We start from the raw sequence: 22599 nt of genomic DNA on the forward strand, positions 1-22599 counted from the left end.
GTTCAACTTTTCGGGGAGAGTTCCGTCAGGCCGTACAGCAGTTTGACACGGCAATCTTTTCAAACAGATGCGGCGCCGTGACGGCGCTGGATGGGTAGTGGCTGAGTGCTTTTTGAAACTCTGGGTTCGAGAATGCCGCCCGGAAGTCAGCGACCGAGTCCCAGATGGCGTAATTCAGGTACATGCAGCTTTCTCCAACGGCCTCATGTAGCTGCGTACTGATATAGCCTGGCTGCTTCTTCATCCAGATCGCATCGCCTTTCCAGGCTTCAACAAGAGCGTCCTTATCAGCGGGATCAACAGTGAACAGGTTGACCAAGACAACAGGCCCGGCATCGACACCAAGTTGCTTATCAATCGGAAATTCGGGATCGAGAGGTTTGAAGTTAACCATGTTTAGTGCTCCGTGAGTGGTTGTTAAATATGGTGACATGTTGTCAATTTAAGTTCTTTAATCAATTTGACAATACGTTGTCAATACAATAAGCAATCGACATGACAAATGAACAATGGACTGAGACCGGGGGAGCCGTGACAGCGCTGATACTAGAGGTGTTTCGGCTGAGTGGTCGACTACAGCTTGCTGGTGATCGGCTCGTCGCGGAGCTTGGATTGACCAGTGCTCGCTGGCAAATCCTTGGAACAATTGCATATGCAGAAAGGCCGGAGTCAGTTGCGTGGCATGCACGCACTATGGGCGTTCATCGGCAAGGCATTCAGCGCATTGTAAATGAGCTGGAAAAAGAAGGAATTGTTGAGTTCCGACCGAATCCTCATCACAAACGTGCGCACCTCGTCGTGCTCACATCAAAAGGCCAAAAACTGTTTGAAGCTGCTATCGCCTTACAAATTCCTTGGGTGAATGATCTATCAAAAGGCATTTCGCCCGATGACATAGCGACGACGCAACAGGTCATCAGTCTCTTGAAAACACGCCTGCAAGAAGATTCTAATTCGTAAAACAGGCGCTCCAAACCAAAATTGACTTTCGATCGACACGCAGCATCGGTCATTCTGGACTCAAAGCCGTCCTTGTTTTGAAAGTATCGTTGATGTTGCAGACCCACAGATACGATACTGGCAAGTTTCCCTGCAAAGGGCGGGCGCTCCCCCCTCATTCCATCATCAGATCACGCCACACCCGTGCGCAGGATGTCGTGGATATGGACCAACCCCTGCAATTGTCCCGCGTCATCGACAGCAAACAGGGCACTGATTTTTTTGCTGTTCATCACTCCCAATGCCTCGGACAACAACGCCTCGGGTGAGATCGTGGTGGGGGTACGGGTGGCGACAGATCCGGCGGTGTGATTCATCAACCCGTCCATGTTCCGCCGCAGGTCACCATCGGTTATAATTCCGGTCAGCCGCCCGTTTTCGATCACGGCGGCCACGCCAAACCCCTTAGCGGTCATTTCCAACAACGCGTCGCTCATGGGGGTGGTTTCATGTACGATGGGTAGATCATCGCCTGTGTGCATCACGGCAGAGACTTGCAGCAACTGCGCGCCCAAAGTGCCACCGGGGTGGAAGGTGAGGTAGTTTTCTTTGCCAAAGCCGCGCAGATGCATCATCGCCACCGCCAGAGCATCACCCAACGCCAACGTGCAGGTGGTTGATGTCGTGGGGGCCATGCCAATGGCGCAGGCCTCGCGGGCCTCAGGCAGTTTTAGCAGGAAGTCGGCCTGTTTCGCGAGGGTGCTGCTGGCACGTTTGGTGATCGCCACCAGCGGGATGGAAAACCGACGGGTATGGCCGATCATATCGGCCAGTTCTTTGGTTTCACCGGAATTAGAGATCAACACCACCGCATCCTGTGCGGTGATCATCCCCAAATCGCCATGGCTTGCCTCACCGGGGTGAACATATTGCGCCGGTGTTCCAGTACTGGCCATGGTGGCGGCAATCTTGGCGGCGATATGCCCAGATTTCCCCATGCCAGAAACAATCACGCGCCCCTGCACTTTGAGCAGCATTTCAACCACCGCATCAAAATCGGGGGGCAGGTTGTCCCGCATGTCTATCAGGGCATCCGTTTCAATCGTTAGCACGTTGCGGGCATGGCTCGAGGGGGTCGTCATCAGCGTTCCTTCACGCAAATCCTATGCGCTGTGATAGCCCGAAGCCGCCCGGGGGCCAACCCCCTGACAGTTTGCGATTATTCGCCACCCGGCAGATAGGGCATATGCACCTCGCCACGCTTCTCAGAGAGGGCGATTTGTTTCTGCCGCTCGCGAAACCGGCCTTTGTCCCAATCCGAGGTTTCATTCACGCACTGATAGCACGACACGCCGCGCTCATAGTTTTCGCGCTCCATGTCTTCGGGCAGGATCGGGCGGCGGCAGGCATAGCACAGCTCGTGCGGCCCTTCTTTTAGCCCGTGACCCACAGACACTCGCCCGTCAAAAACAAAACATTCACCTTCCCAGGTGCTGTCATCTTGCGGCACTTCCTCAAGGTATTTCAGAATGCCACCCTTCAGGTGGTAAACATCCTCGATACCCTGACCCATCAAAAAGTTGGTTGATTTCTCACAGCGAATGCCACCGGTGCAAAACATCGCGATGCGTTTGTTGTGGAACCGTTCCTTGTTTTCTTCCCACCACGCCGGAAAATCCCGGAACGAGGCAGTTTCCGGATCAACCGCGCCCTCAAAGGTGCCAATCGCCACTTCGTAATCGTTGCGCGTGTCAATCACCGCCACATCCGGGGAGCGGATCAGATCATTCCAATCCGCAGGTTCGACATAATGGCCAACACTGGCCGTTGGGTCCACGTCAGGCTGGCCCATAGTGACGATCTCTTTTTTCAGCTTGACCTTCATCCGGCCAAATGGGCGCGCCTCGCTAAAGCTTTCCTTATGCACCAGATCGGCACAGCCGGGCAGGGCGCGCAGATAAGTCAGCAACGCATCAATGCCCGCGCGCGGCCCCGCAACCGTGCCGTTGATGCCTTCTTGCGCCAACAACAGAATGCCGGTGATGCCCTGGGCATCGCACAGATCCTTGAGCGGCCCCTGAATGGTCGCAGGGTCGTCAAAACGGGTGAAATGATAGAGGGCAGCGATGGTATACATGGGGTCAGATCATTCAGCTATGAGAGTGGGCAGTTCGAGCAAGGCACGACAAAACCGCCTTTGACAGGCGGCAATACGCCTCTCATGCCGCATGATCAAGAGGGCGGTCTTTGATGTGGGTCAAATTGGTTCCTCAATATGCTACCCGACTGGGTTCGTTCCGGGCGTCGCCCTCTCGTTGCGCTTGACCCCCTCCACCCAACCCCCTACCTCTTTGGCGCAAAGGGAGGGCCTAAAATGACGCAAGCATTGATCGTGATTGATGTCCAAAATGATTTCTGCCCCGGTGGCGCGCTGGCCGTGGCAGGGGGCGATGAGATCGTGCAGAGCATCAACGACCTGATGGCGGATTTCTCTGCTGTGATCCTGACGCAAGACTGGCACCCTGCCGGCCACAGCTCTTTCGCCAGTGCTCACGAGGACAAGGCCCCGTTTGAGATGATTGAGATGCCCTATGGCCCGCAGGTTCTATGGCCTGATCATTGCGTTCAGGGCAGCACCGGCGCCGCCTTCCATGCAGGTCTCAACACCGACCGTGCCGATATGATTGTGCGCAAGGGGTATAACCCAGCAATCGACAGCTACTCAGCCTTTTTTGAAAACGATCAAAAAACCCCAACCGGCCTGCATGGCTACCTGCAAACCCGCGGTATCACCGACCTGACCATGGTTGGGCTTGCCACTGATTTCTGCGTCAGCTTCTCGGCGCAAGATGCGGCCAAACTCGGCTACGTTACCACCGTGCGCACCGATCTCTGCCGCTCGATTGATCTGGATGGCTCGCTCAAAGCGGCCACCGATGCGATGACACAAGCCGGGGTCACGTTTGCCTGATCTAACCACCGAAATCACTGCCTGCCGGATCTGCGAAGACCGCTTCGCCGCCACTCACACGGCGCATGAACCACGCCCTGTGGCCTGGTTCCAACCCTCCGCGCGCCTTCTTGTCGCCGGTCAAGCCCCTGGAATGCGAGTGCATAAATCAGGCAAACCGTTTGATGACCCTTCCGGTGATCGCCTGCGCGATTGGCTGGGTCTCAGCCCCGAGGAATTCTACGACACCTCCCGCGTGGCGGTGGTGCCGATGGCCTTTTGCTTTCCGGGCTATGATGCCAAGGGATCGGATTTGCCACCGCCCAAGATTTGCGGCCAGACATGGCACACCCGCGTGATGCAGACCCTCTCACAGGTGCGCACCACCGTGCTGGTCGGTGGTTATGCCCATAAATACCACCTAGGCACCAAAACCGGCGTGACCGAGACGGTCAAAGCATGGCGTGACCACGCGCCCGATGTTTTCACCCTGCCACATCCTAGCTGGCGCAATACTGGCTGGCTCAAGAAAAACCCGTGGTTCGAGGCGGAGCTGCTGCCCGTCCTGCGCGCCCGTGTAAAGGACGCCCTAAATGCCTGATACCCCGCTCGATCATGCCTTTGCCGCGATGCAGGCCGCGCCAGACAACGCGCAGGCTGAGCTGCGCTATTTTGAGCATCTTGCTGGGTCCGAGCTGTTCTTGCTGCTGACAGAGGAACCTGAAGGCGACAACATCTCGCCCGACCTGTTCGAGGTCGAGGGCACTGGGTTCGCGCTGACCTTTGATCAACCTGAGCGTCTGGCGGGTTTCGTCGGACGCGAAGCCCCCTATGCCGCGCTCTCTGGTCGGGCGCTGATCAACATGCTGGCCGGGCAGGGGATTGGCATGGGCGTCAATCTGGGCATTGAAGACGCCCAAAACTTGCTGGAACCCGCCGCGTTAGCGTGGCTACAACAAATGCTGCCTGACACGCCCGATGAAATCACCCGTCGTCCGGTGCAGTTCGAGACCCCGGCAGGCCTGCCCGAAAACGTGTTGACCGCATTGGACACCCGTCTAAGCCACGCCGCTGGTCTGGCTGAAAGCGCCTATATCTCCAAGGCCACCTACGACAGCGGCGAGCAGGGGTTCTTTGTCGGCTTCACCGGCGCGCCCATTGCCGCCCAATCCGCGTTGGCCCAGATGATTGCCGAGGTGCTGGCCTTTTCCGGCCTTGAAGCCGCCGCCATGGACGTTGGCTTTCTGCGCGCAAATGATCCGGCCGTCCAAACCCTCGCCGCGCAGGCTCTGAGGATCGACCTGCCCACACCGGAAGAGCCCCAAGCCCTCACCCCCACGGCCCCGGGTCGCGACCCTGATAGGCCGCCGAAGCTGCGGTAATGTTTGGTGCTTCAAGCGGAATGTTGGATTTCTATTTCTCGCCATAATTGTGACGAGAAGTGATGTTCCCTAAAGCGAGAATGCGAATAATGGGGAATGGTCATGAAAATTGTTAAAGTGATTTTGTTGAGTTCTGTTGTGACACTGTCAGCTTGTAGCAGCCAGAACACAACGAAAGGTGTTGGCTTTACCGGTATTGGAAGTGAGGCAAGTTACTCTGCGCCGCAATCCGCTACGGGGTATGCCTACAAACCCTTGGGTGGAGGCAGTGTTGCACAAACCTCATCCGCAGCAGCAACGGTTCCACAACATAGTTATGGCGATGCATCAGCGTCACAGAAAATCAGCAAAAGCACTTTGGAACGCAGAATTAACGAAGCCATCAATAAAGCGGGCAAGCGAAAGACGACCGCGACCAGCGTAACGGTTAACGGAAAAGAACGTAGGTTGAGCCGTATAAGTGTTGACGGTACAGAGATTGGAGTAGTGACGCCTGCCAACGGTCAGCTGATACCAAGGCCCTTCTCGAGAGATGATTTGAAGGTCATCAATGAAAAAATGTCAGCATGGACAGGCTGCATCAAGGGCAAAGGTGTGTATAGTCGAAAGATAAATTACGGAGTAATTGTCGGAGTAGCCGCTGTTCTGAACTGTGGCTAGCAAGTAGTAAGTAGGGTGGGCAATATATGCCCACCAATCCTTAACCTGACATTACCACTCCGCACGCGCTCAAACTGACGCGTTTTGGCGGCTAGACCACACCACACCCTGACTTTTGTACAAAACCCATGTACAAGTTGTACAACCTGTACAGGGGTTCCAGATCGTTCGGGCTGTTCAGTCTTAATTCATCAACCCGGCAAAGCGCAGCCCGTCGTCGACCAGAACTTTGGTCTCATCGCTCAAGCTGGTGAGGGGCGAGCGCACCTCTTCACTGCACAGGCCCAGTTTGGACATGGCATATTTTGCGCCCACTAGACCCGGTTCGGTAAAGATCGCTTGATGCAGGGGCATCAGCTTATCTTGCAGCTCCAGCGCGGTGGCGAAATCGCCAGCTTGAGTGGCCGCTTGCACTTGTGCGACCAGTTTTGGTGCCACGTTGGCAGTGACCGAAATCACACCTTGACCGCCAATGGCATTGAACGCATGCGCGGTGGCGTCTTCGCCTGTCAACTGAACAAAGTCTTTGCCACAAGTTATGCGCTGCTGGCACACGCGGGCCAGATCACCAGTGGCGTCTTTGACGGCGACAATACGAGGCAGTTTGGCCAGCTCGCCCATGGTTGCAGGTGTCATGTCGATGACCGAGCGACCGGGGATGTTGTAGATCACGATCGGCAGTTCACAGCAGTCATGCAGCGCGGTGTAATGTGCGATCAACCCGCGTTGGGTGGGCTTGTTGTAATACGGTGTTACAACCAGCGCAGCAGCGGCGCCGACTTTTTCGGCGTGCTGCATGAAACGCATGGATTCCAGCGTGTTGTTGCTGCCAGCTCCTGCGATGACAGGAATACGGCCTGCAGCGGCGCGTACAACTTCTTCGACCACGGTTTCGTGCTCTTCGTGGGTCAGAGTGGGGCTTTCACCGGTGGTTCCAACTGGAACCAGCCCACTGCTGCCTTCACCGATATGCCACTCAACCAGCTTCTTGAGCGTCTCCAGATCCAGCTCGCCGTTCTTGAACGGCGTGACCAAAGCAGGAAAAGATCCTTTGAACATGACACGCTCCTTTCATTGTCGTGTGGCGGGCGAAGGGCCCGGTTGTAAAATCCGTGTGACATTTAGCGCTATTATGCCACTCTGCCAAGCTTGTGAGTGGACCTTCGCGCGCTGCGCACATAGGTTGGCGATGTCTATCCTTTGCCTGAGCTGGAAATGCAAGAGATGAAGTGCGGCTTTTCGATACTGTTTGGTCTTCTGTGTCTGGGGACAATGGCCCCGGCGGCAGACCCACCCCCGATCGCGCCACGCCCGTTGGCCAGCGCGTTGCATGCCATGCGGGCGGATCGTTGGGATGTGGCCACAAGAATCGCTGTTCGGGATGGCCCGGTTGCGGTTGATATGATCGAATGGTTCCGCCTGCGAGAAGGAAACGGCGCACCGGCTGAAATATTGGCGTTTCTGGATCGCAATGGCGATTGGCCCGGGGTTCCATATTTGCGCAAGCAAAGCGAATTTATGATGTCCACGGCGGACAATGATACAATCTTGCGATTCTATGATGGTTACCTGCCGCAAACCGGGTTAGGGGCGCTTAGTTATGCGCGGGCACTTGAAGCATCGGAACGGCTGGAGCGAGCCGAGATTGTTATCACGCTGGCTTGGTTGTCACTGGATCTAACCACCAAAGAGCATGATGCAATTTTGGCGGTCTACGGTGATGAGCTGAAAGTGCATCACGAAGATCGGTTGGATATGGCCCTGTGGCGTGGGTTGAAAGATCACAAGCAGATGTTGCCCATGGTCTCTGAGAAGAAACGCAAACTGGCTGAGATCAGACTGAAGTTGAAGAACGGAAAAAGCGGCCTTTCAGATTATATCGAAGGCCTGCCAAAAGCGACGCGCGAAGATCCAGGCGTAGCGTATGAGGCATTCAACTATTACATTCGCCGAGATGTACCAGAAGCGGCGATAAAAACCATTCTGCATCAAAGCCGGATAAATGGAGGGCTGGGGGAACCCGATCGCTGGGCTGGGTGGCGGCGGGTTTTTGTGCGCCAGAATATGCTCGATGGAAATGCGCAGCTGGCCTATGATTTGGCGTCTGTACACCAGATGACCAGCGGGGCCTCTTATGCAGATCTGGAATGGCTGGCTGGCTATCTCGCCTTAACCTATCTGGATGAGCCTGAATTGGCGTTGGATCATTTTCAACGTTTTCGGGTGGCGGTGAAGTCACCGATTTCCATGGGGCGTGCCGGCTATTGGTTAGGTCGGGCGCAAGATGCGCTGGGCGACCCCGAAGCGGCCAAGATTGCTTATGCGCAGGGCGCGCGACATCAGACTAGTTATTATGGATTGCTGGCGGCGGAAAAAGTGGAGCAGACACATGATCCCGATTTGGCCGGGCGTGAAGATTTTTCCGGCTGGGAACAGGCCGATTTCGCCAAATCAAACCTGTTTCAGGCCATGGCGCTGGCGCGATCTGCCGGTGATCTGAATTTGGCGGAACGTTTCGTGGTGCAGATGGCTGAAACTCTGTCACGCCCGGAATTAGGACAGCTGGGTGCAGCGCTGGAGGAGATGCAGGAACCGCATTTGCAAGTGATGATGGGCAAGGCTGCTGCCAAACGCGGTATGGTGTTGCCGGGGCCGTATTACGCATTGCACCCAATGTATAAAATGGAATTCCCTGTTCCAACTGAGATGGCGCTGGCGATTGCACGCCGCGAAAGTGAATTCGATCCGAATGTTGTCAGCGGAGCCAAGGCACAAGGGTTGATGCAAATCCTGCCGGGCACGGCTGCGGATGTAGCCCGCGAGCTGGGAATCAATCATGATCCGGCGCAGGTTTTGAGGAACTGGCGCTATAATGCGCGACTTGGATCGGCCTATCTGGCTGGGTTGTCGGATAGGTTTGACGGTAATGTCGTACTAATGTCTGCGGGGTACAATGCCGGGCCGTCTCGTCCCGTTCGATGGATGAAAGATCGCGGCGATCCGCGCTCGACCTCTGTCGATGTGGTTGACTGGATTGAACATATTCCATTCCGGGAAACCCGAAATTATGTAATGCGTGTGGCCGAAAGCCTGCCGGTTTACCGGGCACGTCTAGGCAAGCGGCCACATCCGGTTCCTTTCAGTCAAGAACTAAGAGGGGCAACTGTGCCCAGTAACTAGTCACATGCCCATTGCGCGAAGGTTCCGATGAGGAATGTCCGCCAGCATCCCTATCCGGTCACGTGCCGTGATTTTGGTGTTTTCAAAGGCGGCGGGTACTGATGACGCTCATCTTGAGTTTGTGACAACATTGGATTTGAAGTGAATTTCCATGGACAGACGGGACATTTTCTAGAAATTGTTTCTTCGTGATCGGCGCATATTGAAAATTCACAAGTACGTTCTTCCCTTGATTTATTGGGCTTTTAGAGACGTTTGATGCTGAGACATATTTGCGCCTCATTTGAGGCGCTAAAAATTCCCATTTAGGTCAAATAAACACCGCCTTGAACGCCATGCTCGCAAAGGATGGGGAGTGAGTCTTTTTCCTGGTTGGGGGCGAATAGCTCGCTGTTTTCACTCTGCAGTAATGAGGGGTCTGTAATGGGCGAAATACTGAATAATGCAATCGCAGAACAGAGACCAATTTTTGTGGCTCGTGAAAGTTTTGTTGGTGAATTGAAGGCGCTTACCAAACAGCATCCGAACGTCGGTTTCGGCGTTTCGTTGCAGACCCATGCAGGCGAACACTACTTGCTGGCTAACGTTAATATGCCGCTACCAGATACGAAAGACAAAGGGTTCCCCACAGGACGTACGATCGCGTGTTTGGAAAACGGTGCACGGTTCAAAGCCGTGGAAGTATTGGCCGACATTGAAGCTGCTGAAGCTCGTGATCCACGTGCAGAAGCCGCGTTGTTGGGGGATGTTATGAAATTGATTGCACAGATCGAGGCACCGACCAGTCTGCCGGTCGGACGTTTCGTTTCGCAAGTCGAAAATGTGTGTGCTGCTAATGGCACAGGAGGTTAATGAATATGGCGCGTAATGAACATCTTTTATCTGTCGGCAACGAGGCGTTAGAGCCTATGACATCAGCGATATCTGGGCTGACCGCTCAGATCGACCAGTTGACATCAGTTGCTGATGCAAGGACATCAGCGCGTCTTGCGACGCTGAAAACTCGGATGGAGGAATTCACAGCAAGTGTGACCTTTGTCGGGCAGGTCAAGGCTGGTAAATCTTCGACAGTGAATATTCTGGCGGGCCGTCCAGCACTGTTGCCGTCGGATGTGAACCCATGGACCTCGGTGGTGACAACGCTGAACATCAACACTCGTGCGCCCAGCGATATGAAATCCAAATTCACCTTCTTCAATCAGGATGAATGGGACAATCTGATGATAGGCGGTGGTCGATTGGGTGAGTTGGCCAATCGTGCAGGCGCCGATGATGAGATGGAGGATATCCGCCGTCAGATTGGCGAAATGAAGACCGCCTCAGAAGAACGTTTGGGTAAGCACTTCGATTTGGTTCTTGGACAAAGCCATCAGTACGACTATTTTGATGATGAATTGATCCAGCGCTATGTCTGTCTTGGTGATGAAGATGATCCTGATATCGATCCCAAAACCGGCCGGTTTGCGGATGTGACCAAATCGGCTGAGCTATATATGGATATCCCGCAATATCCGATTTCATTGAAATTGTGCGATACACCAGGTGTGAACGATACTTTCATGGTACGTGAACAGATCACCCTGCGCAGCCTTCGCGGATCAGAAGTATGCGTTGTGGTCCTGGCCGCAAGTCAGGCGCTGACAACTATGGATATGGCGCTGATGCGAGTGATTGCTCAGTTCGAGAACCGCCAGCTGATCCTTTTCATCAATCGGATCGATGAATTGAACGACCCGGTGAAACAGGTTCCTGAAATTCGCGAACGGATCCTTGATACTTTGAAAAGCAACGACATCTCGGCGGAAACCAGTGTGGTTTTCGGCAGTGCGATTTGGGCCGAGGCGGCGTTGACAGGCAATCCTGACATTCTTACCGAAGATTCACGCGAGGCGCTGAATACCTTCTATGTTGCAACAGGACTCGATTCCGAAAGCATCTCTTTGGATAAGATTTGGGCGCTGTCGGGTATGCCAGACCTGTTGTATGCGATCAATGAACGCATCGCCGAAGGTGCGGGCGCACGCTTGGTCGAACGGATCAAAAATCGGGCCCGTAACGTTGCTAGCCAAATTCGCGCAACCTCTGTTGCAAAAGGCTTGTCCGATACGGATAATGTGAAGCGTGATCTTGATGGATTGTCGCCGGAAGATGCGATCGCCAATTTGATCAAAGAGTATGATGAAAAAGCCGCCGATTTAAGCAAGATGTTGCGCGAAAAGGTCATGCATCGTCTTTCCGGGGCTGAAAACAACTTTGTCAAACGTGCGACCGATTCTTTGATCTCTCACCTTGAAAAATATGGTGAGCAAGGCACTTGGCAATATGACCCTGCGGGATTGCGGACGTTACAAAAAGCAGCTTATTTCAGTTTTGGCCGCAAAATGCGCCGTGAAACGGGCGGCCTCTATGCGTCGGCCGCGAAAGATGTCGAGGCCCTGTACCATCAGTTACTGGGTAATCATCTGGGTGAGTTTGCGATTGAAGCACCTATTGTACCTCAGGTTCCACCGCCGCTCGGCATTGGGCGAACCATTGCATTGGATTTACAAAGCACGTGGTGGAAACGCTGGTGGCAGCGGCGCAAAGGCTTTGAAGCCTTTGCCGCGGACTACACTCGCTTGATTGCCTCGGAGGCGAATTCAATCACCAAGGATCTTGAGGAAAATCAGATCGCGGCGGTCTTGGAAAATATTCGGGCTGCATTGGCGGATTTCCTGAATGAGCAAAAAGAAACCTTGTTGAGCATTGCCAATTCCAAGGATCAAAACCCGCAGCATCAGGCGGGGCTGTTGGCCAAGGCGCAGCCCGATAAATCTCGTGATGATATTCTCGGAGATATCCTCAAAGACCTCAATAATGAAGCGGCGTGAACAGACAAATGTTAGATAACAAAAAAACCCGCCATATTAACTCCAAGCAGTGGGAGCGTATCGAAGAATGGTCCCGTCGTAAGCCTGTGTTCGCACTTATGGGCGAATTTAGCGCTGGAAAATCAACATTGATGAACTTCTTGCTTGGCAAAGAAACACTACCGACACAGGTGACCGCAACACAGTTGCCGCCTGTATGGTTTTCGTGGGGCAATCGTTCACCTTATGTGTTGCGGAATGATGGGCGCCGCGAAGATATTACCTTGGACCGACTGGAAGAGGTCGGCGTAGAAGATGCGCAGTTTGTCCGGATCTTTGTGGAAGCTGAAATTCTGGAAGCGGTTGATTTGATCGATACACCGGGCATTTCGGACCCCAAGATTTCAGGTGATGTCTGGCAACGCGCTGTCGGTCAAGCGAATGGCGTAATCTGGTGCACCCATGCCACTCAGGCCTGGCGTGAGACTGAACGAGCTACTTGGGTGTCTTTGCCTGAGCGGTTGCAGCAGAATTCACTACTCCTTATCACCCGATCAGATACGTTGGGTGCGAAAGATCGGCAAAAGGTATTGCGCCGGCTTAACCGTGAAACCGGATCATTGTTCAACCGGTTGATACTGTTTTCCGCACGCGATGCGATAAATGCCCGTGTGAATGATGACGATCCAGAGCTTGCCCTGCGTAGTGGTAGCGGCAAGATGTTCGACAGCTTGTCTGAAATCACTGAGAGCATAATGAACACAAGGGCGCAAATCTTGGCGCGTTATGATGTTGAGAAAACGGGCTCGGTTGCGACGCAATCGCCTTACCTATTGCGCCAGGAGAATGAAGTAACCCCACAAGGCAACGCTGTCCGGCCGCAATCTGATAACTCTGTTGCAATCTTTCCGGTGCGCCCGGCAAGGGTATTGAGACGCGAGGAAGATCGCACACCCAGGGAAGAGCGGACCCGTATCGATGTCGATGAAGCGCAGAAATTGCGTGAGCAACTGGCCCATAAGCCGGAGCTTTCTGTGGCCGAAGGTCCGACACCTGAATTGGATGTAGAAGGCGCAGAAAATGATGTCGATATGGCGTCCGCGTCAGAAGATAATTCTACTTCCGAGACCAGTGTAGATGAAGCAAGTGCACTTACGTTGGAGATCGAAACGCAGGATGATGAGAGCAGCCATACAATTGAAATGGCGGAAGAAGGTAGCCTTGAGGCTGGTGTGGATGTAGCTTCTGATGCCGAAGAGATATCTGCTGGTTATGAAAATGAGGAAGATGGCCGTATGGTCGATGAAATTCTCTTTGAACCAGCGGCAAGCGATTCAACAGATGGTTCCGTAGATGTCGAGTACGAAGAGAGTCAGAATATCGAGACAGCGGATACATCTGAGAAAATGGGTCGTAGCGAATGCGAAGCCTCTGATCACAGTGCTGCAGAAAACGATGTTTTCGAAGAAGCAGATGTCGAACTGCAGACGCCCGAGCTATCTTCCCAAGATGGTATCAACAGCTTGCTGGCCTCATTGTCTTTCCGCTTGTCGGAAAGCGACAGCGCGCCTGAACCTTCTGAAATAACTGTTGACGGCGCGCAAGCAGACACGTCGGATGATGATCCAGATATCAAAGGGATCCTCTCTTCAATTGCCACGTCGGTTTCGGCGCAATCTGAGGCTTTTGATCCCAATGCTTCAGAAAGTCTGGGCGTACCAACGGCCAAAGCCGAACACATTGAAGATACCCAAACCGATGATGCAGGCATTGAAGATGAGATTTCTTTTGCAGCAGAGGAAAGTACTACTGGTGTAGAGCTGTCAGAGGTTGCCGAAGCGTTGACTGCAAGCGGTGCTGTGATGCCATTGGCTGATCTCATGCCCGATAGCAATGCTCAGCCAGATGCTGTTGAGGTGGCATCTGAAGATTGCACTGGTGAAGAACCTTATGAACTGATGAACGAGACCCCATTGAGTGCGGCTTCAATGTGGCGGGAAATCACGCGATGCGAAGGTACTTCTAGCGATCCAGAGGCGCTTTTGAATATGTTCGATGCCTTCTTGGCCGAATTCGATCAGATAGCATCAGAGCATCATACTCGGCTGATGCGCGATGCTTTGGCGTCTATTCCTGGTGTTGATGTGCGGAGCGGGTCGGAGTGGCATGTGCTTTGAAGGGACTTATTTTCAGAGGTTTACGGTAGGCGGAGTGCCGCGCAAAGGCCCGGATGTCGCCGGAGTGCTGCCCCGATTGTGTGCGAATAATTTGAGAAGAATAGCTGGACCCGACGAATGTCACTTGATGCCGCATTAAAATCCTCGATGGATACCATACCCGACTGCATTGCGGCCGGGTACATTGACATGGATACTGGCATGTTGCTGGCGATGCATGGGAATGACACTGGCAGCGCACCTTTGTTGGAAACTCTGTCGATTGCGATTTCGAATCTGTTTCAGGGGCAAGGCGTGCAGGCATTTGAAAAAATGCTGACCGTGACGGATGACGATACTGCTACCGGCTTCAAGGAAGTGGCGATATTCTCTGGGACGTATCTCTATGTCTTTTTGAAAGCGCGGGAATACGCAGATCATGTTGTTTGCTACATTTGCCGTGACAGCGCGAATGCCGGAATGGTGTTAACGAAATCGCACATGAGTCTTGGCGTCATCGCCGAGTCGATGTGAGGAGTGTCGTAATGATTGAACCTGAAATCATCGATATGCTGGGCACGCTGAGTAACAGCACGGTTGCCCGCAATTCACCAGAGAATGCGTTGGATAGTGATACCGCAGTGGTGCGCAAAGACGCCATTTTGAATAGCATCCGCAACACCGTCCTACCGCGTAGGTTGGAATTCATGGTCGCAAATGGCACGCGATTGTGCCTTGAGGTGAACAGCGCACGCGTCACTGAGGCGGTCGAGGCCAAAGGCCATGACTTACCAGATTTTGCAACCGACCAACGCGAAGATATCACCCAAAGGCTTGCGCAGATGATTGTTGATTTCTGCGCTGAACCGGGGCCGCTGGAGCTGTTGTCATTGCATCCTGATACGTCCCCGGATGCCGATGATGTGGGGATTACATATAATGAACTTGAACGGGCTTGTGCTACACTTGGATTGGTTGAGGTTGCCGTCGAAGTCATAGACGCATCCCTGGATGCGCCGGATGAGCAAGCTGGAGCAGAGCTGGATAAGCCAACATCAAAGGGCGAGACTGAAGTCAAAACGTCATCCGTCCCATCTCTGAGCCAAATGTTTTTTGACGGCGCCGCTGGCTTTGCTTTGGGGCGTTTGCGCGTTACTGCCAAAGATGGTGCTCCTTTGGATTCTGGTGAAGCATGTGTCGATGGGGCTGCCTTTAGTCCTGATACGGAAATTTTAAATCAATTCGCTAGTGATCTGTCCGTCTGGGCTGAGGATTGCGGGTCGGCCCTGCAGGGGCCGCAGATGATATTGATGCGTTCTGCTGACAAAAAAGCACCAAGCCTAGCGGTGGTTCGTGGTGAAAATGCCACCGCCATCGCGGTCTATGAAGCGCGTAAGTTGGGTGCAGCGGTTGGCCTTTGGAAAGCCGTGAATCAAGAACACAAAGATTAAAATGATGACTTTGTATGATAGAATTTGTCCAAGAACTTTGGGAGCAAGCCTGACTTGTAAGTAAGATGAATAGTGATGTGAACCGCCGGGAACTGATCCGGATCGCCCAAGAAATGCATGATGTGACAAACGATGAAACGCGGTTGTTTATTTCTCGAATTCAGCAGGATCTGTCTAACCTGAAGCCGGGCGTCGCATTCGTTGGTCAGATCAAGGCAGGCAAGTCACGGCTGATTAACGGTTTCATAGGGCGTGCCGAATTCTTGCCATCGGATGTGAATCCTTGGACAACGGTCATTACCGATATGCACTTTGGTCATCCCTCGGGGAGGCAAAAAGGGGCCGAGTTCCACTTTTTCGACAACGCACAATGGCAGGAGTTGATTGCCGAGGGCGAAGAATTGCGCAAAATGTTCTCAGACGAAGAGGACAGCTATAAGCGTGAGATGATCGAAGAGCAGGTTGATGCGATGAAAAATCGCGCACGGCTGCGCCTAGGCGAAAGCTACGAAGATCTGCTGGGGCAAAGCCATAATCTTGAGGATTTGTCGACAGATGACTTGATGCGCTACGTCTGCGCTGGCGACGACCCAGGCGATATGGGTTGCGATACTGATGAACCATTGTCAGATCGCGGAATGTATAGTGATGTCACTCGCAAGGCCGAGGTTTATTTCGAGCTGGGGCATTTCCCGTTTCCGCTGACCGTTACGGATACGCCGGGCGTCAATGACCCTTTATTGATCCGCGAGGAAATTTCGCGGCAATACCTGAAACAGGCAGACTTTTTCGTTGTGGTGCTGTCTGCGCATCAAGCGTTGTCACGGGCAGATTTGAAACTGTTTCGCTTGATGCAGGCGCTTGAGTTGGGTCAGTTAGTGGTCTTCATCAATCGTGTTGATGAGTTAAATAACGGCGCGGAAGATGCGACCAAGGTCAAAACGGATGTTGAACAAGGGCTAAAGAAAGCGCTTGGTGGCGCGAAAATCGAAGTGCTGACCGGCAGTGCCCAATGGGCGCATTATGCTTTGACTGGCGATGAAAGTGGCGTTGACCACGATCAGGTCTTGTCTTGGTTACGCGCCAACCCTGCGCTGATGCAAAAGTACCTTGATGGCGTCAAGGATATGAAGCAGGGCGATGGTCCTGTCAGCCGCGAGGCGATCTTGAGGTTTGCTGCGATGGTGGCGTCTGGTCTGCCGGAGCTGCGCAGCCATGTCACGGGTGCTCTGACCGAAGGAACATGTGGCGAACAGCTGCAGATGGCGTGGCAGCATCTGAATAGTTTCGCGCAAGGAGAGCTTGAACGTAGCGAGGCGCGGCTTCGGGCCTTGGGTCATGAGCCGATTGAAGGCGCAGCAGTGAGTGATAGCAACAATGAGACATTCAATTCCTTGCGCTCGACGATTGCTGAGACATCAGAAGACATGATCCGGGATATGGACGAGATATTTGCCAACCTTAGAGGCGTAATGGACGATACAGTTACCGAACTGGTATCAAGCGTTGTTCGTGGGCCTGACGGCAAATCGCCACTGCTTGCGCATGGTGCGGCAACCGAGCTGGATTTCACTGCGCTGCGAGAACGCATGCGCGAATTGATACAGGATGCAACGCAGGTTGTGCGCCAGCGGTTGTTGAACGAACTTTACAGCATCGACATGCAAAGCAACGCGGTGCTGCAGACTCTGCCGGGTTGGCAAGAGAGTGAAAGCGGAAGAATGAATACCAGTGCTGTTCGCTGGTACCGTCCGGATACAGCAGCGCTTGGCCGGGGTATCACGGTGGAGTTGCGGATGTCTTGGTTGTCACGGTTGTTTTCAAAAAGCAGCTATGTGACCCGAGCTGAACAGTTGGTTACTGAAGAATTTGAGATGATCGGTGATGACCTAGTCGATACTGCCCGCACAGATATCATTGAGCGTATGGAAACAGTGCTGAGTCATCATCAGGCGCTTTTGGCAGGTCATTTTAGCAACGAGACGGGCTCTGAGGATGATGGAGCAGAGGCAAAGGTGAATCCACAAGTTGCGTTCGATCAGCTGCGGCGAATCGCGGATGAATTGAATGTTGTTTTTGGTGCCAAAGACACAGATGACAGGCAAGCGGAGGCTGCGGAGTGATCGATTTTTCCGATACAGAACAGGAAGTACGGCAGCTGGACCGCTTCCTTTCAAGTACAGAGAATATGCCCTCATCCCCAGAGCTGGAAGAGCTCAGGGCACGGGCGCTAGGGCACGCGGAACGGTTGTCTAATGCGATTGCGATTGGCTTCGCTGGGGAATTCGGGGCTGGGAAATCCAGCCTCGCCAATATGCTTGCAGGGGCGGATGTGTTGCCCACGGGGCCGCAGCATTTGGAATTGCCATTGGTAATCGTGACCTATGCCGACGAGCCACAGACAACTGTTGGCTGGTGGCAGAAGCCGGCGAAAACATATGCCGGAATCGCATTGGAAAAAGCTGCCGCTGACAAGCCAGACTTCATTTCAGTGGGGTTGAACTCCCCGGCGCTGCGCGAGGTATCCCTATTTGATTTGCCAGGCACTGGCGCGCTTGAGGAAAGCTATGATCAGGTGTTAGGGTTGCTGAAATTTGTAGATTGCGTCATTTGGTGCACCAATGGGGCCAATGCCTGGCGAGAAAGCGAACGTCGCCTTTGGTCTCAAGTGCCTGCCAAGTTGCGCGAAAATAGCATGCTGGCGGTTACGCACGCCGATTTGCCGCCAGTGCGCGATGCACTGGACCGTGTCATTGCCCGGTTGGAAAAAGAAAAAGATGGGCTGTTCCAGTCAATCGTACCGATTGGAACTCCCGAGGCCGTCAAGGCGATGGCCGGTGAGCCGGAGCCAGACTTGAAGCTATGGCAGGATTGCGGTGGTCAACATCTTGCTGAAGAAGTGCTGAAGATTGCCTCTGTACGTCGCCGAAAGGATATTGCGGATGCGCAGGCGGATTTGCAGAACTTATTTTTACCCGTACTTTCAGAGTTTGATCGGGCATCGGGTGAAGCTGCGAGCCCGAGCGCTGTCCGGCAATCTGGACAGGCGACAAAAGAAAAGCCTCAACATGCTCCGTCCGACATAAGTAACCCCATATTGGAAGAATGGCTGGCAGCCATCGCGGAGATCTATGAAGAATTGCGTGAGACGACAGATATGACGCCTGCAATCTTCTTGCAGAACTGTCAGGAAGTCGTGGAGGAGTTCGCCGAACGCCTTGAGACTGAAGGTGGTCTGGTTCACTCTTCTGTATGGGTTCCCGCAGAGTTTGAAAAAGCCGCAGATCTGTTGTTGTTGCTGCAATATGAGAGCGGCAGTGACGTATTGAGGGACGCCGTTAGCATTTTGTCACAACTTGGCGACAATTTAGCATGGGCTGGCAGCACTTCGACAGATTCTCTGGCCCTCACCGGGACTTGATTGTTTCTGTCTTGGAAAGAATGATTCTGGCGAAATTGAACTGTGGAATCAGGCCAAGGGCCTGATTTTATCATGTCAGTCTTATGGCGATGACCGCGAGGCGGCGATTTTAATTTATTTTTATTTATTTTAAATCAATGTTTTGAGTGCAGAATTGAAGCGTTTTTCTGATGATGACGTGAACCATACCGAAGTCATCCGGGGGCCAAAGTTTAGTCTTATTTTTTCAGTCTAACCAATGACTGGGTACTCTGCGGTTGTATGTATTTTTAAAGAGTTTCACAGCCAACACTCTGGCTGATGTCCCGCAGGTTTAGCAAGCATGGTGGGAAGAAATGAGTCAGAATCGGGCTGTCGAAGACACACAAGATGAAAATCAGATTGAAGGGCTGCGGCCTGGGGCAAAGTTGCTTCGAGGGCAGTATGAAATCCTGAGTTTCCTTAGCAATGGTGGTTTCGGAATCACTTATCTTGCGCGCGATAGCCTGGATCGCGATGTGGTTATCAAGGAATGCTATCCAGGCGCACTGTGTCGACGTAATGGTGACCTGGTCGAGGCTGTGGATCCTGCATATGATAAAGATCTGCGCTCAATCATTGATCTGTTTATTCAGGAAGCCCGCAACCACGCACGGCTAGTTCACCCTAATATCGTCGACGTGCATCAAGTTTTTGAAGATAACCAGACTGCTTATATCGCGATGGACCTAATTCGCGGTTGTGACCTTCTGGATTTTGTTCAGGATAGCAAGAATGAGAGTTCTCCTGACTTCATCGTGCAAGTTACTGAAAAAATGCTGTCAGCTGTTTCATTCATTCACGATAGTGGAATGTTGCATCGGGATATTTCACCCGACAACATCTTGATAGATGAAAACAAGCAACCAGTTCTGATCGACTTTGGCGCGGCCCGTGAACAAGCTGCAAATAAATCAGCCGCTTTGCTGACATTGCGGGTTATCAAAGATGGTTATTCCCCACACGAGTTCTATGTTCGCGGTGCAGAACAAGGCCCAAGCAGTGATCTCTATGTTTTGGCAGCGACGCTGTATCACACCATTAGCGGCGAACGCCCTATCGATGGACAGACCCGTCTTGATGCCTTCAACAACAGTGAGCCCGATCCATATGTTGCTGTAAGTGGACGTATTGATGGCTATCCTGATGGCTTCCTCGAGGCGATCGACAAAGCGATGGAAGTCCATGTGCCAGACCGTCTGCAAACGGCGCTAGACTGGCTGCGCATGTTCCGTGGCAAAGGCGTTGTCTTCGACAATTTTAGCTATCGCCCGGTTTCCGTGATCGTAGCAGTAGATCGCGAAGAGGAAGAAGAACTGAGCGAAGCCGAGCAAAAGCGTATTCAGGCAGAAACTGAGAATGCTGAGGCAGTTGTAAATGCACTGCTGAGTGGAAGTTCGGAGTTGGAGATCGAGGCCGAGCACGGAAAATCTGCTGCACGGGATAAATCCGCGAGCACGATCGATACAGTTGTACACAGCGATGCTAGTGGAAATGGTAAAGTGATCGCAGGGGTTGCGGCGGCGGTGGTCGCTCTGGCTGCAGGCGGATATTTTGCTTTCTCAGGTGGTGGTGATGACGCGTCGGTAACAACTGACGTTGCTGTTGCGCCAGCGACAGTAATCGAAGTCACACCAGAAGAGGTTGTCACGACAGCAGAAACAGAAACTACACCGGATGATGCTGCATCCGTAACTGATGAAGAGGCGGTCGTAGTAGAAACTGAAGTTGCCGCAGTTGAAGAGGTTGTCGTAGCTGAAGAGCCAGTTGTCTCTGAGGTAATCGTGGACGAACCAGCGGCTGTAGAAACAACGGAGGCTGCGCCAGTTGAAGACGCCACAATTTCGGAAGAGATCAATACGGACGCCGCCTCAGGTGCAGAACCTGCGGTAGAAGAAACCGTCAGTGTAGAAGCAGCAGTCGCGATAGCTGAGCCTGTTGAACTTCTTGAAGAGCAGGTTGCTTTCTCACATTGGGATGTAGACATTCCGTTCCAGTCGCGATTCCGCAAAGTGTCGAATGCAAACGCGATCGCGATTACAGGCGTTACCTCAGGGGAGGATTTGTCTGTCGTAGGTGAATGGGTAAAGCGTGGCGCAGTTATCTACACATTGAACGGTGAACCTATTCGTAGAAATATTCCCTTGGAATCACTGGTTCTTCGCAACCATACAGTTGATTCAGATGGCTATATTCGGGTTGTGGTGCGCTATCGTCCTATGGGTGAGAAGCGCGTTTCGAACGGGTTGCTGGCCATGCCCGCCGTTCAGGTTTCCGGACTTGAGAACGGTGTCACATTGGCGGTGCGGAGCGATAGCGAAAAAGGCTGGAGAACTGAAGTTCGCAAGCTGTCGGCAGATCATGACACGTCGCTACGTGTCGGTGACATTCTTGTCCAAGAAACCGTGACGGGTACAGATTTTGATGCGCAGGACAGTTTGGAAAAAGCTCTTGACCGACTGATGTCACAGGGCCGCTCTGAGATGGAGCTTGTGATCACTCGCAACGGTATTCAGCAGAATGCCAGCATGCCACTGGTGACGAAATGATGGTGCTTATATCAGGCCAGGTCACCGCAATGTTAACTCCCAATTCCGTTTGGAACGCAGGTTCCGTTTTCCGAGAAGAAGAAAAGGTTCAGTAGATATGTTCAAATATAAAAGCCCCCTCAGCCGACTTCTCGAAGGCTCAGCAAAATCGAATGATGACGCAAAAAGTGAAGCGGAATCCACCAATGTTGAAAAACTTGAGCCAATCGCAGACCTGAATGTTTTGCGCCAAGTTCTGGCTGAAGAGAAAAGCAAAACTGGGTCCTTTGAGGAAACAGAGGAGCTGCTTCCTGAAGTCAAAATGCCCGATTTTCCTGATCATAATACCGAGCAGGACGATGCCAAGACCATGGCGGCGATGGAAAACATGCCTGATGTTCTGGTGATCAACGAAACCTTGAATGTTGAAGAGGCATCCAAGGCCGAAGCTAAATCAGAGGAACCTACGCCTCAACCAGAGTCTGCAAAGATCGAAGACGTTGCATCGATTTCTGCAGCACCAACCCCAGCGGTTGAAGAGATAACCCCTGCAGATGAAGCGGTTCCCGCTGCTGTAGCGGAAAACACAGCAACAGCTCCGGCTGACAATCGTCGTGACAGGGTGAAAACTACCTTCTTGGGTTTTGAACGCCCAGACACGCATGTTCAGGATTTGATGGAGCAGGTCCCGGCAGAAAAAGCGGCTAAGGCAGAAGTGAGCTTCCCTGTGGGGTGGTTGGTTGTTACGTCTGGCCCCGGCCGCGGTGCAAGCTTGAACCTGACTGCCGGCCTGATGCAGATCGGTCGCAATGACGATCAGGCTATCCAGCTCGATTTCGGCGATTCTGGTATCTCACGTAGCAGTCATGCGGTGATTGCCTACGATCCTGAAGATCGCAAATGTTATCTTGGACATGGCGGTAAGGCCAATCTCGTACGCTTGAACGGCAGCCCCGTCCTAGCCACGGTGCCGCTGTCTAATGGTGATTCAATCCGGATCAGTGAAACTACCATGCGTTTTGTTGCTTGCTGTGATGAAACCTTTGATTGGACGGATTCATAAAG

19 protein-coding genes are annotated in these 22599 nt (G+C 52.9%); 15 read left to right on the forward strand and 4 right to left on the reverse strand.

Translation table 11 applies throughout. From position 1 onward, the window contains the following. Positions 1-25: 25 nt before the first annotated feature. The gene (locus tag D9A02_RS04075; protein WP_120499688.1) at positions 26-394 is read right to left on the reverse strand and encodes an antibiotic biosynthesis monooxygenase; all 369 of its coding nucleotides are present in this window, start codon (positions 392-394) and stop codon (positions 26-28) included. Positions 395-495: 101 nt separating this feature from the next. Here D9A02_RS04075 and D9A02_RS04080 point away from each other — a divergent pair, with 101 nt between their 5' ends. Beyond that, entirely contained in the window at positions 496-960 is a 465-nt protein-coding gene (locus D9A02_RS04080) for a MarR family winged helix-turn-helix transcriptional regulator (protein WP_120499689.1), read from the forward strand. Positions 961-1130: 170 nt separating this feature from the next. Here D9A02_RS04080 and D9A02_RS04085 read toward each other — a convergent pair whose 3' ends face one another. After that, positions 1131-2081, reverse strand: coding sequence for an SIS domain-containing protein (locus D9A02_RS04085; protein WP_120499690.1), 951 nt, complete (start codon positions 2079-2081; stop codon positions 1131-1133). Positions 2082-2158: 77 nt separating this feature from the next. Then, entirely contained in the window at positions 2159-3076 is a 918-nt protein-coding gene (locus tag D9A02_RS04090; RefSeq protein ID WP_120499691.1) for a rhodanese-related sulfurtransferase, read from the reverse strand. Positions 3077-3313: 237 nt separating this feature from the next. Here D9A02_RS04090 and pncA point away from each other — a divergent pair, with 237 nt between their 5' ends. The 4 genes from pncA to D9A02_RS04110 all read left to right on the forward strand — a co-directional run bounded on the left by pncA (position 3314) and on the right by D9A02_RS04110 (position 5931). Beyond that, on the forward strand, positions 3314-3910 hold the full coding sequence (pncA, locus tag D9A02_RS04095) for a bifunctional nicotinamidase/pyrazinamidase (RefSeq protein WP_120499692.1): 597 nt from the start codon (positions 3314-3316) through the stop codon (positions 3908-3910). After that, entirely contained in the window at positions 3903-4490 is a 588-nt protein-coding gene (locus tag D9A02_RS04100) for a uracil-DNA glycosylase family protein (protein WP_120499693.1), read from the forward strand. The genes pncA and D9A02_RS04100 overlap by 8 nt, the downstream gene beginning before the upstream one ends. Then, positions 4483-5271, forward strand: coding sequence for an SseB family protein (locus D9A02_RS04105; RefSeq protein ID WP_120499694.1), 789 nt, complete (start codon positions 4483-4485; stop codon positions 5269-5271). The genes D9A02_RS04100 and D9A02_RS04105 overlap by 8 nt, the downstream gene beginning before the upstream one ends. Positions 5272-5373: 102 nt before the next feature. After that, the gene (locus tag D9A02_RS04110; protein ID WP_162932961.1) at positions 5374-5931 is read left to right on the forward strand and encodes a hypothetical protein; all 558 of its coding nucleotides are present in this window, start codon (positions 5374-5376) and stop codon (positions 5929-5931) included. A gap of 183 nt (positions 5932-6114) precedes the next feature. Here D9A02_RS04110 and dapA read toward each other — a convergent pair whose 3' ends face one another. Then, the gene (dapA, locus tag D9A02_RS04115; RefSeq protein WP_120499696.1) at positions 6115-6990 is read right to left on the reverse strand and encodes a 4-hydroxy-tetrahydrodipicolinate synthase; all 876 of its coding nucleotides are present in this window, start codon (positions 6988-6990) and stop codon (positions 6115-6117) included. Positions 6991-7146: 156 nt separating this feature from the next. Between dapA and D9A02_RS04120 the strand changes: the two genes are divergently transcribed. From D9A02_RS04120 to D9A02_RS04165, 10 genes are all read left to right on the forward strand, one after another. Further along, entirely contained in the window at positions 7147-9111 is a 1965-nt protein-coding gene (locus D9A02_RS04120; RefSeq protein ID WP_120499697.1) for a lytic transglycosylase domain-containing protein, read from the forward strand. Positions 9112-9534: 423 nt separating this feature from the next. After that, positions 9535-9963 (forward strand): hypothetical protein, encoded by a 429-nt coding sequence (locus D9A02_RS04125; RefSeq protein ID WP_120499698.1) that lies wholly within the window; start codon positions 9535-9537, stop codon positions 9961-9963. Between the two features lie 5 nt (positions 9964-9968). Next, entirely contained in the window at positions 9969-11981 is a 2013-nt protein-coding gene (locus D9A02_RS04130; protein ID WP_120499895.1) for a dynamin family protein, read from the forward strand. Positions 11982-11989: 8 nt separating this feature from the next. Then, on the forward strand, positions 11990-14137 hold the full coding sequence (locus D9A02_RS04135) for a dynamin family protein (protein WP_120499699.1): 2148 nt from the start codon (positions 11990-11992) through the stop codon (positions 14135-14137). Between the two features lie 117 nt (positions 14138-14254). Further along, positions 14255-14650, forward strand: coding sequence for a hypothetical protein (locus D9A02_RS04140; protein ID WP_120499700.1), 396 nt, complete (start codon positions 14255-14257; stop codon positions 14648-14650). 11 nt (positions 14651-14661) lie between these two features. Beyond that, entirely contained in the window at positions 14662-15567 is a 906-nt protein-coding gene (locus D9A02_RS04145) for a hypothetical protein (RefSeq protein ID WP_120499701.1), read from the forward strand. A gap of 65 nt (positions 15568-15632) precedes the next feature. Further along, positions 15633-17690 carry a dynamin family protein gene (locus D9A02_RS04150; protein ID WP_120499702.1) on the forward strand — a complete coding sequence of 686 codons (2058 nt, stop codon included), beginning with the start codon at positions 15633-15635 and terminating at the stop codon, positions 17688-17690. Continuing rightward, positions 17687-18988 (forward strand): dynamin family protein, encoded by a 1302-nt coding sequence (locus D9A02_RS04155; RefSeq protein WP_120499703.1) that lies wholly within the window; start codon positions 17687-17689, stop codon positions 18986-18988. The genes D9A02_RS04150 and D9A02_RS04155 overlap by 4 nt, the downstream gene beginning before the upstream one ends. 335 nt (positions 18989-19323) lie before the next feature. After that, entirely contained in the window at positions 19324-21555 is a 2232-nt protein-coding gene (locus tag D9A02_RS04160; protein WP_120499704.1) for a serine/threonine-protein kinase, read from the forward strand. Positions 21556-21652: 97 nt separating this feature from the next. Further along, positions 21653-22597, forward strand: coding sequence for an FHA domain-containing protein (locus D9A02_RS04165; RefSeq protein WP_120499705.1), 945 nt, complete (start codon positions 21653-21655; stop codon positions 22595-22597). Positions 22598-22599 lie beyond the last annotated feature (2 nt).

Origin of the sequence: Roseovarius sp. EL26, from assembly GCF_900327775.1 — a bacterium.
Taxonomy (GTDB): domain Bacteria; phylum Pseudomonadota; class Alphaproteobacteria; order Rhodobacterales; family Rhodobacteraceae; genus Roseovarius.

Excerpts from the sequence above, each read along its gene's own strand:
- D9A02_RS04120 (WP_120499697.1), top strand. The coding sequence starts at position 7,147 with ATGCAAGAGATGAAGTGCGGCTTTTCGATACTGTTTGGTCTTCTGTGT.
- pncA (WP_120499692.1), top strand. The coding sequence starts at position 3,314 with ATGACGCAAGCATTGATCGTGATTGATGTCCAAAATGATTTCTGCCCC.
- D9A02_RS04105 (WP_120499694.1), top strand. The coding sequence starts at position 4,483 with ATGCCTGATACCCCGCTCGATCATGCCTTTGCCGCGATGCAGGCCGCG.
- D9A02_RS04140 (WP_120499700.1), top strand. The coding sequence starts at position 14,255 with ATGTCACTTGATGCCGCATTAAAATCCTCGATGGATACCATACCCGAC.
- D9A02_RS04130 (WP_120499895.1), top strand. The coding sequence starts at position 9,969 with ATGGCGCGTAATGAACATCTTTTATCTGTCGGCAACGAGGCGTTAGAG.
- D9A02_RS04110 (WP_162932961.1), top strand. The coding sequence starts at position 5,374 with ATGAAAATTGTTAAAGTGATTTTGTTGAGTTCTGTTGTGACACTGTCA.
- D9A02_RS04125 (WP_120499698.1), top strand. The coding sequence starts at position 9,535 with ATGGGCGAAATACTGAATAATGCAATCGCAGAACAGAGACCAATTTTT.
- D9A02_RS04090 (WP_120499691.1), bottom strand. The coding sequence starts at position 3,076 with ATGTATACCATCGCTGCCCTCTATCATTTCACCCGTTTTGACGACCCT.
- D9A02_RS04145 (WP_120499701.1), top strand. The coding sequence starts at position 14,662 with ATGATTGAACCTGAAATCATCGATATGCTGGGCACGCTGAGTAACAGC.
- D9A02_RS04150 (WP_120499702.1), top strand. The coding sequence starts at position 15,633 with ATGAATAGTGATGTGAACCGCCGGGAACTGATCCGGATCGCCCAAGAA.
- D9A02_RS04165 (WP_120499705.1), top strand. The coding sequence starts at position 21,653 with ATGTTCAAATATAAAAGCCCCCTCAGCCGACTTCTCGAAGGCTCAGCA.
- dapA (WP_120499696.1), bottom strand. The coding sequence starts at position 6,990 with ATGTTCAAAGGATCTTTTCCTGCTTTGGTCACGCCGTTCAAGAACGGC.
- D9A02_RS04085 (WP_120499690.1), bottom strand. The coding sequence starts at position 2,081 with ATGACGACCCCCTCGAGCCATGCCCGCAACGTGCTAACGATTGAAACG.
- D9A02_RS04075 (WP_120499688.1), bottom strand. The coding sequence starts at position 394 with ATGGTTAACTTCAAACCTCTCGATCCCGAATTTCCGATTGATAAGCAA.
- D9A02_RS04135 (WP_120499699.1), top strand. The coding sequence starts at position 11,990 with ATGTTAGATAACAAAAAAACCCGCCATATTAACTCCAAGCAGTGGGAG.
- D9A02_RS04080 (WP_120499689.1), top strand. The coding sequence starts at position 496 with ATGACAAATGAACAATGGACTGAGACCGGGGGAGCCGTGACAGCGCTG.
- D9A02_RS04160 (WP_120499704.1), top strand. The coding sequence starts at position 19,324 with ATGAGTCAGAATCGGGCTGTCGAAGACACACAAGATGAAAATCAGATT.